This window comes from Streptomyces sp. NPDC051578 (assembly GCF_044454045.1).
Classification (GTDB): domain Bacteria; phylum Actinomycetota; class Actinomycetes; order Streptomycetales; family Streptomycetaceae; genus Streptomyces.
Genome location: NZ_JBITDH010000001.1, coordinates 130581 through 147712, shown reverse-complemented (window position 1 = coordinate 147712; position 17132 = coordinate 130581). Strand labels below are relative to the sequence as shown.

Genomic DNA, 17132 nt, shown 5'->3' with positions numbered 1-17132 from the left:
GCGGGCGGTGGAAGGAGGGGCGAGGTCACCGCGTGCGGCGGCGGAAGTAGTCACCGCCGCAGTTTCCCACCCCTTACCGGATGGCGGAACCCGGCGGGAACCAGGCGCGCCCCCGGCCCTGGTCACCGGCTCGGGACACCCGTCAGAACAGCGGCTCGGGCAGCACGCCCTCCAGCGCGAGCAGGATCCGCTTGGCCTCCACCCCGCCCCCGAAGCCCCCGATGCCGCCGTCGTTCTCCACGACCCGGTGGCAGGGGACCACCACCGGCAGCGGGTTCGACCCCATGGCGTTGCCCACCGCCTGGGCCGCGCCCGGCTGCCCGACCCGGGCGGCCAGCTCCCCGTACCCGACGACCTGGCCGTAGGGCACCGACCGGTCGAGCTCCAGCAGCACCTGGCGGTTGAACCCGGAGCTGAGCCGCCAGTCCAGCGGCAGCTCGAAGCGCCGCAGGGAACCGGCGAAGTACGCCTCGACCTGGCGTACCGGCTCCGCGAGCAGCACTTCCCGGCCCGGCCGGGGCCGCCAGGGGTCCGCGCCGAGCCGGGAGACCAGCGAGCCGATCATCCGGTCCATCCGGTCCGGCCCGGCATGGAACCCGACCCGGACCAGGCCCTCCGGGGTCGCGGCAAGGAGCAGGGGGCCGACGCCGCCGGCGACGACCGTCCATTCGAGGTGCGGCCCGCGGGGCCGCTCGGAGCTGTCCACCCGTCCACCGTACGGCCCGCCACCGACAGCCCGGGTGCCGTCGACACCCGGTGCCCTCGACTGCCCGGGGGCACGGACGGTCCGGGTGTCACCGACGGCCCGGACCCCGCGCAGCCCGGGGCCCGCCGATCAGAACCAGCCCACCGCGTCCCGCACGACGTCGGGCGCGTTGGTGATGATCCCGTCCACGCCCATGCCCTGGACCTTGCGGGCCGTCGCCGCGTCGTCCACGATCCAGGTGTCCACCTCCATCGCCCTGCCGTGGGCGCCCCGCAGCCGGTGCACCGCCGCGACCCAGTCGGCCGAGATGGTGGTGTGCCAGGGGTTGATCCGGTCGGTGAAGGCGGCGTAACGGGGCAGGTCGGCGACCTTCGGGGTGCCCAGGAAGGCCGTCACGATGTCCGGGCGCATGCCGTGCACGACGCGGATGGAGTCGGCGCTGAAGCTCTGCACCACCAGCCGGCGTCCGACGTGCGCCTCGTCGAGCCAGCCGAGCCGGTCCAGCAGGTCGAGGGTCTGCCGCTCGATGCCCGGGTAGAGCTCCGGCTTCTTGATCTCCAGCAGCAGCCGCTGCCGGTTGCGCTGGACCCGGTTCATGTAGTCCTTGAGGGTCGGAACGCGGGCGCCCGCGTACTCCTCGCTGAACCAGCTGCCCGCGTCCAGCCGGGCGATCTCCGCCGCCGTGAAGTCCTTCACCAGCCACGGCTTGCGGTCGGGGAAGACCTGCTCGACATTGGTGGTGCGGGCCAGGCTGTCGTCGTGGATCACCACGAGTACGCCGTCCTTGGTGCGCTGGACGTCGTTCTCGACCCAGCCGACGCCCAGCCGCATGGCGAGGTCGATCGACTCCAGGGTGTTCTCCGGGGCGTACGCCGAAGCCCCCCGGTGGGCGTACACGACGGGGGCGGACAGGCCGAGCGGGCCGCCGCCCCCGGCGGGGCGGGGCGCGGGACCGGCGGCGGCGGACGCGGCCGTCGTGCCGAGCACGGTGAGGGTCAGGCCCAAGAAGGCGGCTGCGGCCGCGGCGGCGGGTCGGACGACGTACATGCGTTCTCCTCGGGTCGTGAGCCCCTGCCCCTGCCTCAAACAGGCGCGAAGCGACAGACGTTGCGGCGATGCACTTCACGGCTATGCAGTTGACGGCGATGCACTTCACGGAGATCTGCCCCATGGAGATCCGCTGTATGGCGATCATGGGCGTGAAGATCACCGGGCCGCCACCGAACTACGACAAACGGACCAGGGCGCAGGGGTCCGGACGAGTACGGCGGACGGCCGCGCCGCCCCCGCCGGGCCCCCGCCCGCAGGCGGGAATGCGTGAGTGTCAGTGCGGGGTCGTACGGTGGAGTCATGCGGCCCGTATCGAAGATCGAACGCACGGTGGCGCCTTTCGAGGTCGTCAGCCCCTACCAGCCCAGCGGCGACCAGCCGGCGGCCATCGCCGAGCTGGAGAAGCGCATCCGTGCGGGTGAGAAGGACGTCGTACTCCTGGGTGCGACCGGCACCGGCAAGTCGGCGACCACCGCCTGGATGATCGAGCGCCTCCAGCGCCCCACCCTGGTGATGGCCCCGAACAAGACCCTCGCCGCGCAGCTGGCGAACGAGTTCCGCGAGCTGCTGCCCAACAACGCCGTCGAGTACTTCGTCTCGTACTACGACTACTACCAGCCCGAGGCGTACGTACCGCAGTCGGACACCTACATCGAGAAGGACTCCTCGATCAACGAGGAGGTGGAGCGGCTGCGCCACTCCGCGACCAACTCGCTGCTGACCCGGCGCGACGTCGTCGTGGTCGCGTCCGTGTCCTGCATCTACGGCCTCGGCACCCCGCAGGAGTACGTCGACCGGATGGTCGCGCTCAAGGTCGGCGAGGAGATCGACCGGGACCAGCTGCTGCGCCGCTTCGTCGACATCCAGTACACGCGCAACGACCTGGCCTTCACCCGCGGCACCTTCCGGGTGCGCGGCGACACCATCGAGATCTTCCCGGTCTACGAGGAACTGGCCGTCCGCATCGAAATGTTCGGCGACGAGATCGAGGCGCTGTCCACCCTGCACCCGCTGACCGGCGAGGTCATCAGCGAGGACCGCGAGCTGTACGTGTTCCCCGCCAGCCACTACGTCGCCGGCCCCGAGCGCATGGAGAAGGCGATCGCCGGCATCGAGGCCGAGCTGACCGAGCGCCTCGCCGAGCTGGAGAAGCAGGGCAAGCTGCTGGAGGCGCAGCGGCTGCGCATGCGCACCACCTACGACCTGGAGATGATGCGCCAGATCGGGTCCTGCTCCGGCATCGAGAACTACTCGCTGCACATGGACGACCGCGCCCCCGGCTCCGCCCCCAACACCCTCATCGACTACTTCCCCGAGGACTTCCTCCTCGTCATCGACGAGTCCCACGTCACCGTGCCGCAGATCGGCGCGATGTACGAGGGTGACGCCTCGCGCAAGCGGACCCTGGTCGACCACGGCTTCCGGCTGCCGTCGGCGCTGGACAACCGGCCGCTCAAGTGGGAGGAGTTCCAGGAGCGGATCGGCCAGACGGTGTACCTGTCGGCCACCCCCGGGAAGTACGAGCTCTCGCGCGGCGACGGTTTCGTCGAGCAGATCATCCGCCCCACCGGCCTCATCGACCCCGAAGTGGTGGTCAAGCCGACCGAGGGCCAGATCGACGACCTGGTGCACGAGATCCGGCAGCGGACGGAGAAGGACGAACGCGTCCTGGTCACCACCCTCACCAAGAAGATGGCCGAGGACCTCACCGACTACTTCCTGGAGCTCGGCATCCAGGTCCGCTACCTGCACAGCGACGTCGACACCCTGCGCCGCATCGAGCTGCTGCGCGAGCTGCGCGCCGGCGAGTACGACGTGCTGGTCGGCATCAACCTGCTGCGCGAGGGACTCGACCTGCCCGAGGTGTCCCTCGTGGCGATCCTCGACGCCGACAAGGAGGGCTTCCTGCGCTCGGGGACCTCCCTGATCCAGACCATCGGCCGTGCGGCGCGCAACGTCTCCGGCCAGGTCCACATGTACGCGGACAAGATGACCCCGGCGATGGAGAAGGCCATCGACGAGACGAACCGGCGCCGCGAGAAGCAGATCGCCTACAACACGGCCAACGGCATCGACCCCCAGCCGCTGCGCAAGAAGATCAACGACATCGTCGCCACGATCGCCCGCGAGGAGCTCGACACCGAGCAGCTGCTCGGGACCGGCTACCGCCAGGCGCGGGACGGCAAGGGCGCGAAGACGCCGGTACCCGCCCTGGGCGGAGCGGCGTCCGTCGCGGGCGGCAAGGGGACCAAGGCCAAGGGCGCCAAGGGTGCGAAGAGCGCCGAGGTGCTGACCGACCGTCCGGCGGCGGAACTGGCCGCGCTCATCGAGGAGATGACGCGGCGGATGCGGGCCGCAGCGGCCGAGCTCCAGTTCGAGGTGGCGGCCCGGATCCGGGACGAGGTCGGCGAGCTCAAGAAGGAGCTTCGCCAGATGAAGGAAGCGGGCCTCGCCTGACCCGGGACCGGTCAGTAGGGTTGGGCCGAGGGCGGCCGCGGGTGCGTTCCGCGGGCCCTGTCGGGGTGGGTAGAAGGAGAGGGGACAGCGCGTGACGGTCAACATGACCAAGGGTCAGGCCATCAGTCTGGAGAAGCGGGGCGGGGGCAGTCTGACCGCGGTCCGGATGGGCCTCGGCTGGCAGGCGGCCAAGCGCCGCGGCCTGTTCGGCTCGCGGACCCGCGAGATCGACCTGGACGCGTCGGCGGTGCTCTTCGCCGACAAGCAGCCGGTGGACGTGGTGTTCTTCCGGCACCTGCAGAGCGACGACGGCTCCGTGCGCCACACCGGCGACAACCTCGTCGGCGGCGTCGGCCAGGGCGGGGACGACGAGGCGATCCTCGTGGACCTCCAGCGCGTGCCGGTCCACATCGACCAGATCGTCTTCACGGTGAACTCCTTCACCGGGCAGACCTTCCAGGAGGTGCAGAACGCCTTCTGCCGCATCGTCGACGAGACCAACGGCCAGGAACTGGCCCGGTACACCCTCGACGGCGGCGGCGCGTACACCGCGCAGATCATGGCGAAGGTCTCGCGCGTCGGATCGGGCTGGCAGATGACGGCCCTGGGCAACCCGGCGAACGGCCGGACCTTCCAGGACCTGATGCCGGCGATCCTGCCGCACCTGTAAGGAGCAGCGCCCAGGGGGGCGCGGACGGCCAACAGCACAGAGCGCACGGGACAGAAGGCACGGGGGAGGGCTGCACGATGACGGCCGAATTGGTCCGGGGGCAGAACCACCCCCTGTCCCGGCACCAGGTGGAGATCAGGGTCACGGCGGGCACGCCCGTACTGGCCCTGGTCTCGGCCGGTGACGACGAGGGCCGGCTGCCCGGCCCCGAGGCACTGGCGCACCCCGGCTCCCGGGTCCTGCCCGGGCTGGAGGCACCGGGGGCGGCGGCCGAGCGGCACCGGTTCCCCCTGGACCTCGACGCCGTGGGGCCGGCCGTGCACCGGGTCCGCGTGGTGCTGGCACTGCCGCGCGGCGGACCGGCGCGCTTCGGCGCGGTCCCGGCGCCGCACCTGGCGGTGGCCGGACCCGACGGCGCCGAGGCCGCCGCCTACACCATGACGGGGCTGGACTCCGAGACCGCCGTCGTCGCCCTGGAGCTGTACCGCAGGCAGGGCGCCTGGAAGGTCCGCGCCGTCGGCCAGGGCTACGCCGGCGGTCTCGGCGCCCTGCTCGCCGACTCCGGACTGCCCGGCCCGGCCGCCACCGCACTGGCCACGGCGGCCTTGGCGGTGCACACCCCCCTCGCGACGGCCGCACCCGCCGTCCCGCGCGACCTGCCCGGCGCGGGCCCGGCCGGCGCCCCCGCTCAGACGGCCGTCGACTACGCGCACCCGCGCCGCCGCCGCACCACCACCGAGCCGCCCGAGCCGGCCCCGGCCCCCGAGGCACCCGAACAGCCCGGGACGCCGCCGCGCCCCGTCGCCGGGGACGCCGGCGGCTGGTCCATGGAGGAACGGCTCTACAACCAGGTCTGGGGCATGTTCGAGGACCTGGCCCGCACGGTGGCCGCCTACCGCGGCGCCGTCGACTTCGCCGACTCCCGGCTCGACCGGGAACTGGACGACGCCCTGTCCGACCCCCGCGCCCGCCTCGCCGGCAACGCCGCGCGGGACGCCGCCCGCGCCCGCCGTGACGAACTCGTCGCCCGGGCCCGGGCCGTGCTCGACCGCGACCTCGCCCAGCTGCGCGCCGAGTCCGAGGTCGTCGAACCCGCACTGCCCGCCGCGTACGCCCGCTGGGACAACCCCGTGTGGCACGGCGCTGGCGCGCCGGAGGAGAGCCCGCTCGCGCTGCGCCTGGGCGACCTGAGCCTGCCCGAGGCGCCCGGCCTGCGCGTGCCCATGCTGATGCGGCTCCCGCTGGAGCGCGGCCTGTGGATCGACAACGGCCGCACCGGCTCCGAGGCCGCCATGACCATGGACACCGACCGGCTCCGCCGCCTCGCCATGGACATGGCCGTGGCGCACGCGGTGCGGCTGCTCGCCGTCCACCCGGGCGGCCGGTTCCGCGTCCACGTCATCGACGCGGCCGGCGCCGGGGCCGCCGCCCTGGCGCCCCTCGTACGGTCGGGCGTGCTGGCAGGTCCGCCCGCCGCGGGGGCGGCGGGCGTCAGTGAGACCCTGGAGCGGCTGACCCGGCGGGTGGACCTCGTACAGATGGCGGTGCGGGCCGGGGCGACCGAGGAGCTGCCCCCGGACGTGGATCCGGCCGACCGGCTGCTGATCGTGCACGACTTCCCGCACGGATTCGACGACCGCGCCGTCACCCGGCTGCGCTACCTGGCCGACGAGGGGCCCGCGGTCGGCGTGCACCTGCTGATGGTGGCCGACCGCGACGAGGCCTCGGCGTACGGGCCGTTGCTCGATCCCCTGTGGCGGTCGCTGATGCGGCTGTCGCCCGTACCGGACCACCACCTGGCCGACCCGTGGGTCCACCACGCCTGGACCTTCGAACCGGACCTGCCGCCGCAGCACAGCGCGGTCCTGGACCGGGCGCTGGAACAGGTGGTCCGGCGGATGGGGGAGGTACGGCGCGGCGCCCGGCCATGAGGTCCGCCCGGTCCGCCCATGACCTCCAGGTGACCCTTCGCTGACCTTTTCTTGGTCTCCCCTTTACCTACACCCCTTTCGGCGGCTAACCTGGGAAGCGCGGAGGGGAGTATTCCTGCTTTCCTGCTACGGCGTGCCCGTCAATACGGACCCTGCCCGGTCGATGGACCGGGGCCGGTCCCGGGGCGTCGGCCCGCGGCCTCCAGGCCGCCCGGGTGGAAGAGACCTCCGGCAGCGATGACGCTGACGCAGTGCTGAGCCATCCCGCCGGAGGCGTGTAGACAATGGACGTTTCAACGACCCTCTGGGTGCTGACCATCTCGGGTCTCGGCATCCTCATCGGCGCCGACTTCCTCATCGGCCGCAAACCCCACGACGTGACGATCAAGGAAGCCGGTATCTGGACGGTCGTCTGGATCGTCCTCGCCGTGCTCTTCGGACTCGGCCTGCTGTTCTTCGGCAACGGCCAGGCCTCCCAGGAGTTCTTCGCGGGCTTCGTCACCGAGAAGTCCCTGAGCGTGGACAACCTCTTCGTCTTCGTCCTGATCATGGCGAAGTTCGCCGTACCGTCCCACCTCCAGCAGCGCGTCCTGCTGGTCGGCGTGCTCATCGCCCTGGTCCTGCGCGCCGTCTTCATCGCCGCGGGCGCCGCGATCATCGCCAGCTTCTCGTGGATCTTCTTCCTCTTCGGTGCCTTCCTGATCTACACCGCCTGGAAGCTGATCCAGGAGGCGCGCAAGGGCGAAGAGGAGGAGGAGTTCGAGGAGAACCGTCTCCTCAAGTCGGTCGAGAAGAAGTTCGGCGTCGCCGACAGGTACCACGGCACGAAGCTCTTCATCCGCAGCAACGGCAAGCGCGTCCTGACCCCCCTGATGGTCGTCATGCTCGCCATCGGCACCACCGACGTGCTGTTCGCCCTGGACTCGATCCCCGCGATCTTCGGCCTCACCCAGGACCCGTACATCGTCTTCACCGCCAACGCCTTCGCCCTGATGGGGCTGCGCCAGCTGTACTTCCTCATCGGCGGCCTGCTCAAGAAGCTGGTCCACCTCAGCTACGGCCTGTCCGTCATCCTCGGGTTCATCGGCGTCAAGCTGCTGCTGCACGCGCTGCACGAGTCCGGGGTGCACGTCCCGCAGATCTCCATCCCGGTCTCCCTGGGCGTCATCTGCGGTGTCCTGGCCGTCACCACCGTCACCAGCCTGATCGCCTCCAAGAAGCAGGCGGCCGCCGAGGAGGCCGCCCGCACGCAGAGCATCGACGCCTGATCCCCGGCGGCTACACGGGGGCGGCCGCTTCGGCCGCCCCCTTCCCCGTACCCGCGCCCGGTCCCGCCGCCGGCCCCGCGACGGCCGGGTTCGTCTCCGGCAGGAGCGCGAAGCAGGCCAGGCTGAACAGGGCCATTCCGCTCAGGTACAGGGCCACGCCCCACGGCGGACCGGCGCCGTCCGCCAGCGCCGTCGCCACGATCGGGGTCAGGGCCCCGCCCAGTACGCCACCCAGGTTGTAGCCGACGGCCGCGCCGGTGCACCGTACGCGCGGGGCGTACAGCTCGGGCAGGTACGCCCCCACCACCGCGAAGGTCGTCACCATGCCCAGCAGGCCGCCCAGGAAGCCCAGCGTCATCAGCAGCGGATCCGAAGTGCACAGCAGCGCGATGAAGGCCGGCATCCACAGCGCGCACATCGCGCAGCCGGTCAGGCACAGCGGCCTGCGGCCGTAGCGGTCGCCGAGCGCCGCCAGCAGCGGGGTCAGCAGGCCCTTGAAGACGACGGCCGTCATGATGCAGCCCAGCACCACCGTGCGGTCCACCCCGAGGTGTTCCGTCGCGTACGCCAGGGACCAGGTGGTGGTCGCGTAGAAGACGGCGTAACCCGAGGCGAGGGCGCCCCCGGTCAGCAGGAGCAGCCGCCAGTGGCCCCGGACCGCCTCGGACAGCGGGGCCTCGGAGCGCCGCCCGGTCTCCGCGAGCGCCCGGAACTGCGGGGTCTCCTCCACCGAGCGGCGCAGCCACAGCCCGGCCAGCGCCAGCAGCCCGGCGGCCCAGAACGGCACCCGCCAGCCCCAGGCGGTGAACTGCTCCCCGGTCAGGGCCGCCGACAGGGCCAGGACCATCCCGTTGGCCAGGACGAAACCCACCGGCGGCCCCATCTGCGGGAAGCTCGACCACAGCCCGCGCCGGTCCTGCGGGGCGTGCTCGGCGGTCAGCAGCACCGCGCCGCCCCACTCGCCGCCGAGCCCGAGACCCTGGAGGAAGCGCAGCAGGAGCAGCAGGACGGGCGCGGCCGCGCCGATGGAGGCGTAGGAGGGCACGCAGCCGACCGCCACCGTGGCCAGGCCGGTGAGCAGCAGCGAGCCGAGCAGCACCGGGCGGCGCCCGTAGCGGTCGCCGACGTGGCCGAAGAGGGCGGAGCCGAGGGGGCGGGCGAGGAAGCCGATGCCGAAGGTGCCGAAGGCGGCGAGGGTCCCGGCGAGGGGCGAGAAGGACGGGAAGAAGAGGGGGCCGAGCACCAGGGCGGCGGCCGTTCCGTAGACGAAGAAGTCGTAGAACTCGACGGCGGTCCCGGCGAGGGAGGCCAGGGCGAGCCGCGGCATGGAGGGGGAGAGGCCCGGGGAGGGGTCTTGTTGCATGGTGCAGCAATTACCCCGCCCCGGGGGCGTGGGGCGTGCGTTCGGCCGTGATCGACCGGAAGGAGTGCTCGCGCCCCCCGTGTTGACCCTCGTCGCGGGTGGGCCCGGTACCGGTCGGGGTGAACCCGGTTCCGGTCGCGGGTGGGCCCGGTACTACCAGCCGCGCTCGCGCCACTCGGCCAGGTGCGGCCGCTCGGCGCCGAGCGAGGTGTCGTTGCCGTGGCCCGGGTAGACCCAGGTCTCGTCCGGCAGGCGCGCGAAGAGCTTCTCCTCCACGTCGTCGAGCAGCCGGACGAAGGCCTTCGGGTCGCCCCAGGTGTTGCCGACGCCGCCCGGGAACAGGCAGTCGCCGGTGAACACGTGAGGGTGCCCGTGGGGGTCGTCGTAGACCAGCGCGATCGAGCCGGGGGTATGTCCGACCAGGTGGCGGGCGGTCAGCGTGACCCGCCCCACCGTGACCGTGTCGCCGTCCTCGACCAGGACGTCGGTCGGGACGGGGATCCCCTCGGCGTCGTGCGCGCCCGCGTACGTCCGCGCACCCGTCGCCTCGACCACGGCCGCGAGCGCGCCCCAGTGGTCGCCGTGGCGATGGGTGGTGACGACGGAGGCGATGCCGTCGTCCCCGATCAGGCCCAGCAGCGTGTCCGCCTCGGCGGCCGCGTCGATCAGCAGCTGCTCGCCGGTGGCCCGGCAGCGCAGCAGGTAGGCGTTGTTGTTCATCTCGCCCACCGCGACCTTGGAAATCATCAGGTCCGCGAGTTCGTGCACGTCGGCAGGACCGCCGACCTTGACCGCTCCGCTGTACGTCATGACCCGATCCTAGAGCGGGGGGAGGGCCGGGAGGGCCCCGCCGTCGACGGTCAGGCGGGCGCCCTTGGACTCGCGGCCCGCGAGCCAGCCCAGGAGCTCGGCCGGCGGCCCGGTCAGGGTCACGGCCTCACCCGAGGTGGAGCCGGTGTGCCAGACGCCGTCGTCCCGGGGCGTCCGCAGGGTGACCGGCGGTACGTCCGGGTTCCCGGCCCAGCGGTCGGCGAGGAAGGCGATCTCGCGCCGGGTGAACTCCTCGGGCAGGTCGGCGAGGCCGTAGCCGGCGTCCAGGTCCACGTGGTGCAGCTCCACCTCCACGAGCCGGCGGAACGGCACGTTGGAGGCGAGGTCGGTCACGCCGCCCCGCAGCTCCACGGTCGCCGACCAGTCCTGGACGGCGACCGCGGCGGCCTGGAAGCGGTCCGCGGAATTACGGACGTCCTCCAGCTGTTCCACCAGAGGCCGGCCCGAACCGCTCTCGATGTCCGCGTCCCGTGCCTCGGCGCTCGCGTACATCGGCCGGCCCTCGAAGACGTTGACGAGGGCGTCGGCGTTGCGGGCGAGGTGGGCCAGCACATGGCCACGGGTCCAGCCGGGCAGATGTGACTGCTCGGCGAGGGCGGCGTTGTCCAGTTTCGCGACCGCGGTCAGCAGTCGTTCCGTGGCTTCACGGACGGATCGCAGGTCGTGCACATGATCAGTCATAGGGCGGAGCCTAGTGCGCGCAGGGCGCCGGCCACACGATCGGGTGAAGCCGTCTTGCGCGTGCCGTAAATCGAATGCGCGTGCTATACGCTCGGAAGTCAAGCACCACCCCACTGCTAAGGCGCCCCCCATACCCTGGGACGGGGGCCCGTGCCCCCCGCTCTCTCAAGAAAGGTGCGGACCGGCGTGACCGACCGTCTCATCGTTCGTGGCGCTCGCGAGCACAACCTGAAGAACGTCTCGCTCGACCTGCCCCGCGACTCCCTCATCGTCTTCACCGGACTCTCCGGCTCGGGCAAGTCCTCCCTGGCCTTCGACACGATCTTCGCCGAGGGTCAGCGCCGCTACGTCGAGTCGCTCTCCTCGTACGCCCGTCAGTTCCTCGGGCAGATGGACAAGCCCGACGTCGACTTCATCGAGGGCCTCTCCCCGGCCGTCTCGATCGACCAGAAGTCCACCTCGCGCAACCCGCGGTCCACCGTGGGCACGATCACCGAGGTCTACGACTACCTGCGCCTGCTGTTCGCCCGCATCGGCAAGCCGCACTGCCCCGAGTGCCGCCGTCCGATCTCGCGCCAGTCGCCGCAGGCGATCGTCGACAAGGTGCTCGGGCTGCCCGAGGGCAGCCGCTTCCAGGTGCTCTCGCCGCTGGTGCGCGAGCGCAAGGGCGAGTTCGTCGACCTCTTCGCCGACCTCCAGACCAAGGGCTACAGCCGCGCCCGGGTGGACGGGGAGACGATCCAGCTCTCCGAGCCGCCCACGCTCAAGAAGCAGGAGAAGCACACCATCGAGGTGGTCGTCGACCGCCTCACCGTCAAGGACTCCGCCAAGCGCCGGCTCACCGACTCGGTGGAGACGGCCCTCGGCCTCTCCGGCGGCATGGTGATCCTGGACTTCGTCGACCTCGCCGAGGACGACCCCGAGCGCGAGCGGATGTTCTCCGAGCACCTCTACTGCCCCTACGACGACCTGTCCTTCGAGGAGCTGGAGCCGCGCTCCTTCTCCTTCAACTCCCCGTTCGGCGCCTGTCCCGAGTGCACGGGCATCGGCACGCGCATGGAAGTCGACCCGGATCTGATCGTTCCGGACGAGGACAAGTCCCTGGACGAGGGCGCGGTCTCCCCGTGGTCGCTCGGCCACACCAAGGACTACTTCCAGCGACTGATCGGCGCCCTCGCGGCCGAGCTGGGGTTCCGCACGGACATCCCGTGGGCCGGGCTGCCCCAGCGCGCCAAGAAGGCGCTGCTGTACGGCCACCGGACCCAGATCGAGGTCCGCTACCGCAACCGGTACGGGCGCGAGCGGGCGTACACGACCGCATTCGAGGGCGCCGTGCCGTTCGTCAAACGGCGGCACGCGGAATCCGAGAGCGACGCGAGCCGCGAGCGCTTCGAGGGCTACATGCGCGAGGTGCCCTGCCCGACCTGTGAGGGCACGCGGCTCAAGCCGATCGTGCTCGCGGTGACGGTGATGGAGAAGTCCATCGCCGAGGTCGCCGCGATGTCGATCAGCGAGTGCGCCGACTTCCTCGCCCAGCTGCGGCTGGACGCCCGCGACAAGAAGATCGCCGAGCGGGTCCTCAAGGAGGTCAACGAGCGGCTGCGCTTCCTCGTGGACGTGGGCCTGGACTACCTCTCGCTGAACCGCGCCGCCGGCACCCTCTCGGGCGGCGAGGCCCAGCGCATCCGGCTGGCCACGCAGATCGGCTCCGGTCTGGTCGGCGTGCTGTACGTACTGGACGAGCCCTCCATCGGCCTGCACCAGCGGGACAACCACCGGCTGATCGAGACCCTCGTGCGACTGCGCGACATGGGCAACACCCTGATCGTGGTCGAGCACGACGAGGACACCATCAAGGTGGCCGACTGGGTCGTGGACATCGGCCCGGGCGCGGGCGAGCACGGCGGCAAGGTGGTGCACAGCGGCTCCCTCAAGGACCTGTTGAAGAACAGCGAGTCGATGACGGGGCAGTACCTGTCGGGCAAGCGGTCCATCCCGCTGCCGGACGTCCGCCGTCCCGTGAACGGGGAGCGGAAGCTGACCGTCCACGGCGCGAAGGAGAACAACCTGCGGGACATCGACGTGTCCTTCCCGCTGGGCGTGCTCACGGCCGTGACCGGTGTGTCCGGCTCCGGCAAGTCGACGCTGGTCAACGACATCCTGTACACCCACCTGGCGCGCGAGCTGAACGGCGCCCGTTCCGTTCCCGGCCGGCACACCCGGGTCGAGGGAGACGACCTGGTCGACAAGGTCGTGCATGTCGACCAGTCGCCGATCGGCCGGACCCCGCGGTCCAACCCGGCGACGTACACCGGTGTCTTCGACCACGTGCGCAAGCTGTTCGCCGAGACCATGGAGGCGAAGGTGCGCGGCTACCTGCCGGGCCGCTTCTCCTTCAACGTCAAGGGCGGCCGGTGCGAGAACTGCTCCGGTGACGGCACGATCAAGATCGAGATGAACTTCCTGCCGGACGTGTACGTCCCGTGCGAGGTGTGCCACGGCGACCGGTACAACCGGGAGACGCTGGAGGTCCACTACAAGGGCAAGTCCATCGCCGAGGTCCTGAACATGCCGATCGAGGAGGCCCTGGGCTTCTTCGAGGCGGTGCCCACGATCGCGCGGCACCTGCGGACGCTGAACGAGGTGGGGCTGGGCTACGTGCGGCTCGGCCAGTCGGCGCCGACGCTGTCGGGTGGCGAGGCGCAGCGCGTGAAGCTGGCGTCGGAGCTGCAGAAGCGGTCGACGGGCCGGACGGTGTACGTGCTGGACGAGCCGACGACGGGTCTGCACTTCGAGGACATCTCGAAGCTGATCAAGGTGCTGTCGGGTCTGGTGGACAAGGGGAACTCGGTGATCGTCATCGAGCACAACCTCGACGTCATCAAGACGGCGGACTGGGTCGTCGACATGGGCCCGGAGGGCGGTTACGGCGGCGGCCTCGTCGTCGCCGAGGGCACGCCGGAGCAGGTCGCCTCGGTGGGAGCCAGCCACACCGGCAAGTTCCTCCGGGACATCCTGGGAGCGGACCGCATCTCGGACGCGGCCCCGCCGGCGACGCCGGCCCGCAAGCGGGCCCCGGCCAAGAAGGCGACGGTCGCGGCCAAGAAGGCGGCCGCCCCGGCGAAGAAGGCGACGGCCAGGGCCCGCAAGGCGTAGCCGCCGCGGGTACGGGTCCGTTCCCCGTGCCGGGTGCGGCGCCGTTGCGGGGGCGCCCCCGGCACGGGGACCCGCATACTCCGGCGGGGCCGGTTTCCTCCGGCCCCGCCGGGGTTTCAGGACGCCACGCCCACCGCGCGGTCGAAGGTGGCCGGGTCCGTGAGGGAGGCCAGCAGGGCGTCCGCGACGTCCGCGCGCGGGATCGTCCGGGCGCCCGGGACGTTGGCGCCGACGACCCGGCGGTAGCGCCCGGTCCGCGGCCGGTTCAGCAGGCGCGGCGGGCGGACCACCGTCCACCGCGTGCCGCTCGTACGGATCACCGTCTCCATGACGGCCAGGTCCGCGTACAGGTCCCGCAGCGCCCGCCGCAGCAGCGGGAGGAAGACCTTCCGGGCCAGCACCCCGTCCTCCGGCACGTCCGGCCCCACCGGCGCCGCGCTGACCGCCGCGAGGCGGCCCACCCCCGCCCGGTCCATGGCCGACACGATGGCCCGTAGCGCCGGGCCGGTGACCGGGTTCAGCCGCGCCTGCTTGTTGCTCGGGGAGCCCAGCGCCGAGATCACCGCCGACTGCCCGGTGAGGACGGGGACCAGCGCCTCCTCGTCCGTCAGGTCGGGCAGCACCGCCACCCGGAGCCGTTCGTGCGCCGGCACCGGCAGCCGGGCCGGGTCGCGGACCACCGCCGTCACCTCGTGACCGGCTTCGAGGGCCTGGCGGACGACCTCCAGGCCGACGCCGCCCGTGGCTCCGAACACCGTGAGTTTCATGACCGAGCTCCCGCCTCCCCGTGGGTGGGTGAGTATTCACTCACCTGTGGACGCCCTTAGAGTGAGTGAATGCTCACCTCTAAGTCAAGCCGTCCCACGCCCCAGCGGCTGCTCGACGCGGCGGAGACGCTCATGCGCACCGTCGGCCTGGCCAACACCACCACCAAGGCCATCGCCCGCGAGGCGGGCTGCTCGGAGGCCGCGCTCTACAAGCACTACGCCAACAAGGAGGAACTCTTCGTACGCGTCCTGATGGAGCGCACGCCCAACGCGGCGCCGCTCATGGCCGAGCTCGGGGCGGAGCACGACGAACGCCCGGTCGAGGAGGGCCTCGTCGCCATCGCCCGCCACGCCTCGCTCTTCTACGCCGACGCCATGCCCATGGCCGCTTCCCTCTTCGCCGAGCCCGCCCTGCTGACCCGGCACCGCGAGGGCGTCCAGCAGATCGGCACCGGGCCCCACGTCATCCGCGACGCCCTCGCCGGGCACCTGCGCCGCGAGCGCGAGCGCGGCCGGCTGCGCCCGGACGCCGATCCGGAAGCCGCCGCCGCGCTGCTGCTCGGCGCCTGCTTCCAGCGGGCGTTCTTCCTGCACTTCTCGGGCGAGGAAGTGGTGCGGCCCGTCCAGGAGTTCGCCTCCTCCGTGGCCGGCACCCTCTGGGCCGCTATCCGCTGAGCTCCGTCGCGTGCGGGGGTTCGGCGCCCGCGCGGGTGCAGGTCAGCGCCGCCGCACGGGCCGCGTAGGCCAGCACGTCCGGCCAGTCGACACCCTGCCAGTCGACACCCTGCCGGTCGACGCCCTGCCGGTCGACGCCCTGCCGGTCCACGTGCCGCCGGACCCCGTCCGGCCCGTGCGCCGGCCCGCCGGCGCCCGTCCCCGCCAGGCGGTGCAGCAGCGCCGCGTTGACGGTGTCGCCCGCGCCGATCGTGTCGGCGACGGTCACCGGACGGGCCGCCACCGTGTGCTCCGCGCCCTCCCGCGTCCACGCCGTGAGTCCGGCGGCGCCCCGGGTCAGCACGACCGCCGACGGCCCCGCCGCCAGCCAGTCGGAGATCCGGCCGCCGAGCCACGACGCGTCCTCCTCCGACAGCTTCAAGACGGAGACGTACGGGAGCATGCGCAGGAAGCGCTCGCGGTACGCGCCGGGGTCCGTGATCAGCGCCGGGCGGATGTTGGGGTCGAGCAAGGTCAGCAGTCCGCGCCCGGACTCCCGGCGCAGCAGGGCCTCGTACGCGCTCGCGCCCGGCTCCAGCACCAGTGAGCAGGTCCCGAGCGCGAGGGCCCGTACGCCCGGGGGGAGCGAGGGCGGCAGGCTGAACAGCCGGTCGGCCGTGCCCTCGACGTAGAAGCGGTACGCCGCCGAGCCGTCCGGTGCCAGCGAGGGCACGGCCAGCGTCGTCGGCTCCGGCCCGCGCTGCACCAGCGAGAGGTCCACCCCGGCGGCCCGCAGCCCGGCCAGCAGGCTCTCGCCGAACCCGTCGGCCGAGACCCTGGAGCAGAAGGCGACCCGTTCCCCGAGCCGCCCCAACGCCAGTGCGGTGTTGTACGGCCCGCCGCCCGGCCGGGGCACGAGGGCGCCCGGCGGCTCCGCGAGGGGCACCAGGTCGATCAGGGCTTCTCCGCCGACGACGATCACGCGGGGAAAGTACCCCATGGGGCGGCGGTATCGTCGGGTGGGCCCGGCCGGCCGCCGGCCCGCACGCCCCGACACCCAGGAGTACCGCATGTCCGCGTCCCAGCCAGCCGCCCGCCGCACCGTGCTCAAGGGCGCCGCCGCCCTCGCCGGGGCCGCCGGCACCGGACTGGCCCTCGCGGCCTGCTCCACCGAGGCGAGCGGCGCGGCGGGCTCCCCGGCGGTGCCGACCGAGCCGGTAGAACTCGGCGCGGCGGCGGACGTCCCGGTCGGGGGAGCGAAGCTCTACCGGGAACAGAAGCTCGTCGTCAGCTGCCCGGCCGAGGGCCAGTACAAGGCGTTCAGCGCCCAGTGCACGCACGCCGGCTGCATCCTGGACAAGATCGTCGAGGGGCAGGGCAACTGCCCCTGCCACGGCAGCCGCTTCGACGTGAGCACCGGCAAGGTGCTGCGCGGCCCGGCCGCCGACCCGCTGTCGCCGGTCCCGGTCAAGGCCGAGGGCGGCAAGCTGATCGCGGGCTGAGCGGGCTGAGCGGGCTGAGCGGGCTGAGCGGGCTGAGCGGGCTGAGCGGGCTGAGCGGGCTGAGCGGGCTGAGCGGGCTGAGCGGGCTGAGCGGGC

14 protein-coding genes are annotated in these 17132 nt (G+C 72.2%); 7 read left to right on the top strand and 7 right to left on the bottom strand.

The annotated features are described in order from the left end of the window. Window positions 1–142: 142 nt before the first annotated feature. Complete coding sequence (locus tag ACIA6C_RS00690; RefSeq protein WP_399271909.1) at window positions 143–706, bottom strand: methylated-DNA--[protein]-cysteine S-methyltransferase; 564 nt, start codon at window positions 704–706, stop codon at window positions 143–145. A gap of 129 nt (window positions 707–835) precedes the next feature. Next, entirely contained in the window at window positions 836–1753 is a 918-nt protein-coding gene (locus tag ACIA6C_RS00685; RefSeq protein ID WP_366081232.1) for a glycerophosphodiester phosphodiesterase family protein, read from the bottom strand. A gap of 303 nt (window positions 1754–2056) precedes the next feature. Here ACIA6C_RS00685 and uvrB point away from each other — a divergent pair, with 303 nt between their 5' ends. The 4 genes from uvrB (at window position 2057) to ACIA6C_RS00665 (ending at window position 8082) form a co-directional block, all read left to right on the top strand. Continuing rightward, the gene (gene uvrB / locus ACIA6C_RS00680) at window positions 2057–4213 is read left to right on the top strand and encodes an excinuclease ABC subunit UvrB (protein WP_399271907.1); all 2157 of its coding nucleotides are present in this window, start codon (window positions 2057–2059) and stop codon (window positions 4211–4213) included. Window positions 4214–4304: 91 nt separating this feature from the next. Then, window positions 4305–4883, top strand: a complete 579-nt coding sequence (locus ACIA6C_RS00675; protein ID WP_361136150.1) for a TerD family protein — start codon at window positions 4305–4307, stop codon at window positions 4881–4883. Window positions 4884–4960: 77 nt separating this feature from the next. After that, a complete protein-coding gene (locus tag ACIA6C_RS00670) occupies window positions 4961–6814 on the top strand; it encodes a TerD family protein (protein ID WP_399271904.1) in 1854 nt (617 codons plus the stop codon). 284 nt (window positions 6815–7098) lie between these two features. Beyond that, on the top strand, window positions 7099–8082 hold the full coding sequence (locus ACIA6C_RS00665) for a TerC/Alx family metal homeostasis membrane protein (RefSeq protein ID WP_399271902.1): 984 nt from the start codon (window positions 7099–7101) through the stop codon (window positions 8080–8082). Between the two features lie 10 nt (window positions 8083–8092). On the opposite strand, the gene ACIA6C_RS00660 is transcribed toward ACIA6C_RS00665, so the two are convergent. The 3 genes from ACIA6C_RS00660 to ACIA6C_RS00650 all read right to left on the bottom strand — a co-directional run bounded on the left by ACIA6C_RS00660 (window position 8093) and on the right by ACIA6C_RS00650 (window position 10957). Beyond that, window positions 8093–9409: an MFS transporter gene (locus tag ACIA6C_RS00660; protein ID WP_399274411.1), complete on the bottom strand. Its 1317-nt coding sequence runs from the start codon at window positions 9407–9409 to the stop codon at window positions 8093–8095. A 189-nt stretch (window positions 9410–9598) separates the two neighbouring features. Then, the gene (locus ACIA6C_RS00655; protein ID WP_366081237.1) at window positions 9599–10255 is read right to left on the bottom strand and encodes an MBL fold metallo-hydrolase; all 657 of its coding nucleotides are present in this window, start codon (window positions 10253–10255) and stop codon (window positions 9599–9601) included. 9 nt (window positions 10256–10264) lie between these two features. Further along, entirely contained in the window at window positions 10265–10957 is a 693-nt protein-coding gene (locus ACIA6C_RS00650; protein ID WP_399271900.1) for a maleylpyruvate isomerase family mycothiol-dependent enzyme, read from the bottom strand. Window positions 10958–11143: 186 nt separating this feature from the next. Here ACIA6C_RS00650 and uvrA point away from each other — a divergent pair, with 186 nt between their 5' ends. Then, window positions 11144–14113 carry an excinuclease ABC subunit UvrA gene (gene uvrA / locus ACIA6C_RS00645; RefSeq protein ID WP_399271898.1) on the top strand — a complete coding sequence of 990 codons (2970 nt, stop codon included), beginning with the start codon at window positions 11144–11146 and terminating at the stop codon, window positions 14111–14113. 116 nt (window positions 14114–14229) lie between these two features. Here the strand turns inward: uvrA and ACIA6C_RS00640 are convergent, their stop codons facing one another. Then, window positions 14230–14880 (bottom strand): NAD(P)-dependent oxidoreductase, encoded by a 651-nt coding sequence (locus ACIA6C_RS00640; protein WP_399271896.1) that lies wholly within the window; start codon window positions 14878–14880, stop codon window positions 14230–14232. 69 nt (window positions 14881–14949) lie between these two features. Here ACIA6C_RS00640 and ACIA6C_RS00635 point away from each other — a divergent pair, with 69 nt between their 5' ends. Next, window positions 14950–15555 (top strand): TetR/AcrR family transcriptional regulator, encoded by a 606-nt coding sequence (locus ACIA6C_RS00635; protein WP_399271894.1) that lies wholly within the window; start codon window positions 14950–14952, stop codon window positions 15553–15555. Here the strand turns inward: ACIA6C_RS00635 and ACIA6C_RS00630 are convergent. Next, entirely contained in the window at window positions 15545–16516 is a 972-nt protein-coding gene (locus tag ACIA6C_RS00630) for a carbohydrate kinase (protein ID WP_399274409.1), read from the bottom strand. The genes ACIA6C_RS00635 and ACIA6C_RS00630 overlap by 11 nt on opposite strands. A gap of 88 nt (window positions 16517–16604) precedes the next feature. Here ACIA6C_RS00630 and ACIA6C_RS00625 point away from each other — a divergent pair, with 88 nt between their 5' ends. Next, the gene (locus tag ACIA6C_RS00625) at window positions 16605–17036 is read left to right on the top strand and encodes a Rieske (2Fe-2S) protein (protein ID WP_399271892.1); all 432 of its coding nucleotides are present in this window, start codon (window positions 16605–16607) and stop codon (window positions 17034–17036) included. Window positions 17037–17132: the final 96 nt, after the last annotated feature.

Coding starts and splice junctions, on each gene's coding strand:
- ACIA6C_RS00635 (WP_399271894.1), top strand. CDS start 14,950: ATGCTCACCTCTAAGTCAAGCCGTCCCACGCCCCAGCGGCTGCTCGAC.
- ACIA6C_RS00665 (WP_399271902.1), top strand. CDS start 7,099: ATGGACGTTTCAACGACCCTCTGGGTGCTGACCATCTCGGGTCTCGGC.
- ACIA6C_RS00670 (WP_399271904.1), top strand. CDS start 4,961: ATGACGGCCGAATTGGTCCGGGGGCAGAACCACCCCCTGTCCCGGCAC.
- ACIA6C_RS00655 (WP_366081237.1), bottom strand. CDS start 10,255: ATGACGTACAGCGGAGCGGTCAAGGTCGGCGGTCCTGCCGACGTGCAC.
- ACIA6C_RS00640 (WP_399271896.1), bottom strand. CDS start 14,880: ATGAAACTCACGGTGTTCGGAGCCACGGGCGGCGTCGGCCTGGAGGTC.
- ACIA6C_RS00625 (WP_399271892.1), top strand. CDS start 16,605: ATGTCCGCGTCCCAGCCAGCCGCCCGCCGCACCGTGCTCAAGGGCGCC.
- ACIA6C_RS00685 (WP_366081232.1), bottom strand. CDS start 1,753: ATGTACGTCGTCCGACCCGCCGCCGCGGCCGCAGCCGCCTTCTTGGGC.
- ACIA6C_RS00650 (WP_399271900.1), bottom strand. CDS start 10,957: ATGACTGATCATGTGCACGACCTGCGATCCGTCCGTGAAGCCACGGAA.
- uvrB (WP_399271907.1), top strand. CDS start 2,057: ATGCGGCCCGTATCGAAGATCGAACGCACGGTGGCGCCTTTCGAGGTC.
- ACIA6C_RS00660 (WP_399274411.1), bottom strand. CDS start 9,409: ATGCCGCGGCTCGCCCTGGCCTCCCTCGCCGGGACCGCCGTCGAGTTC.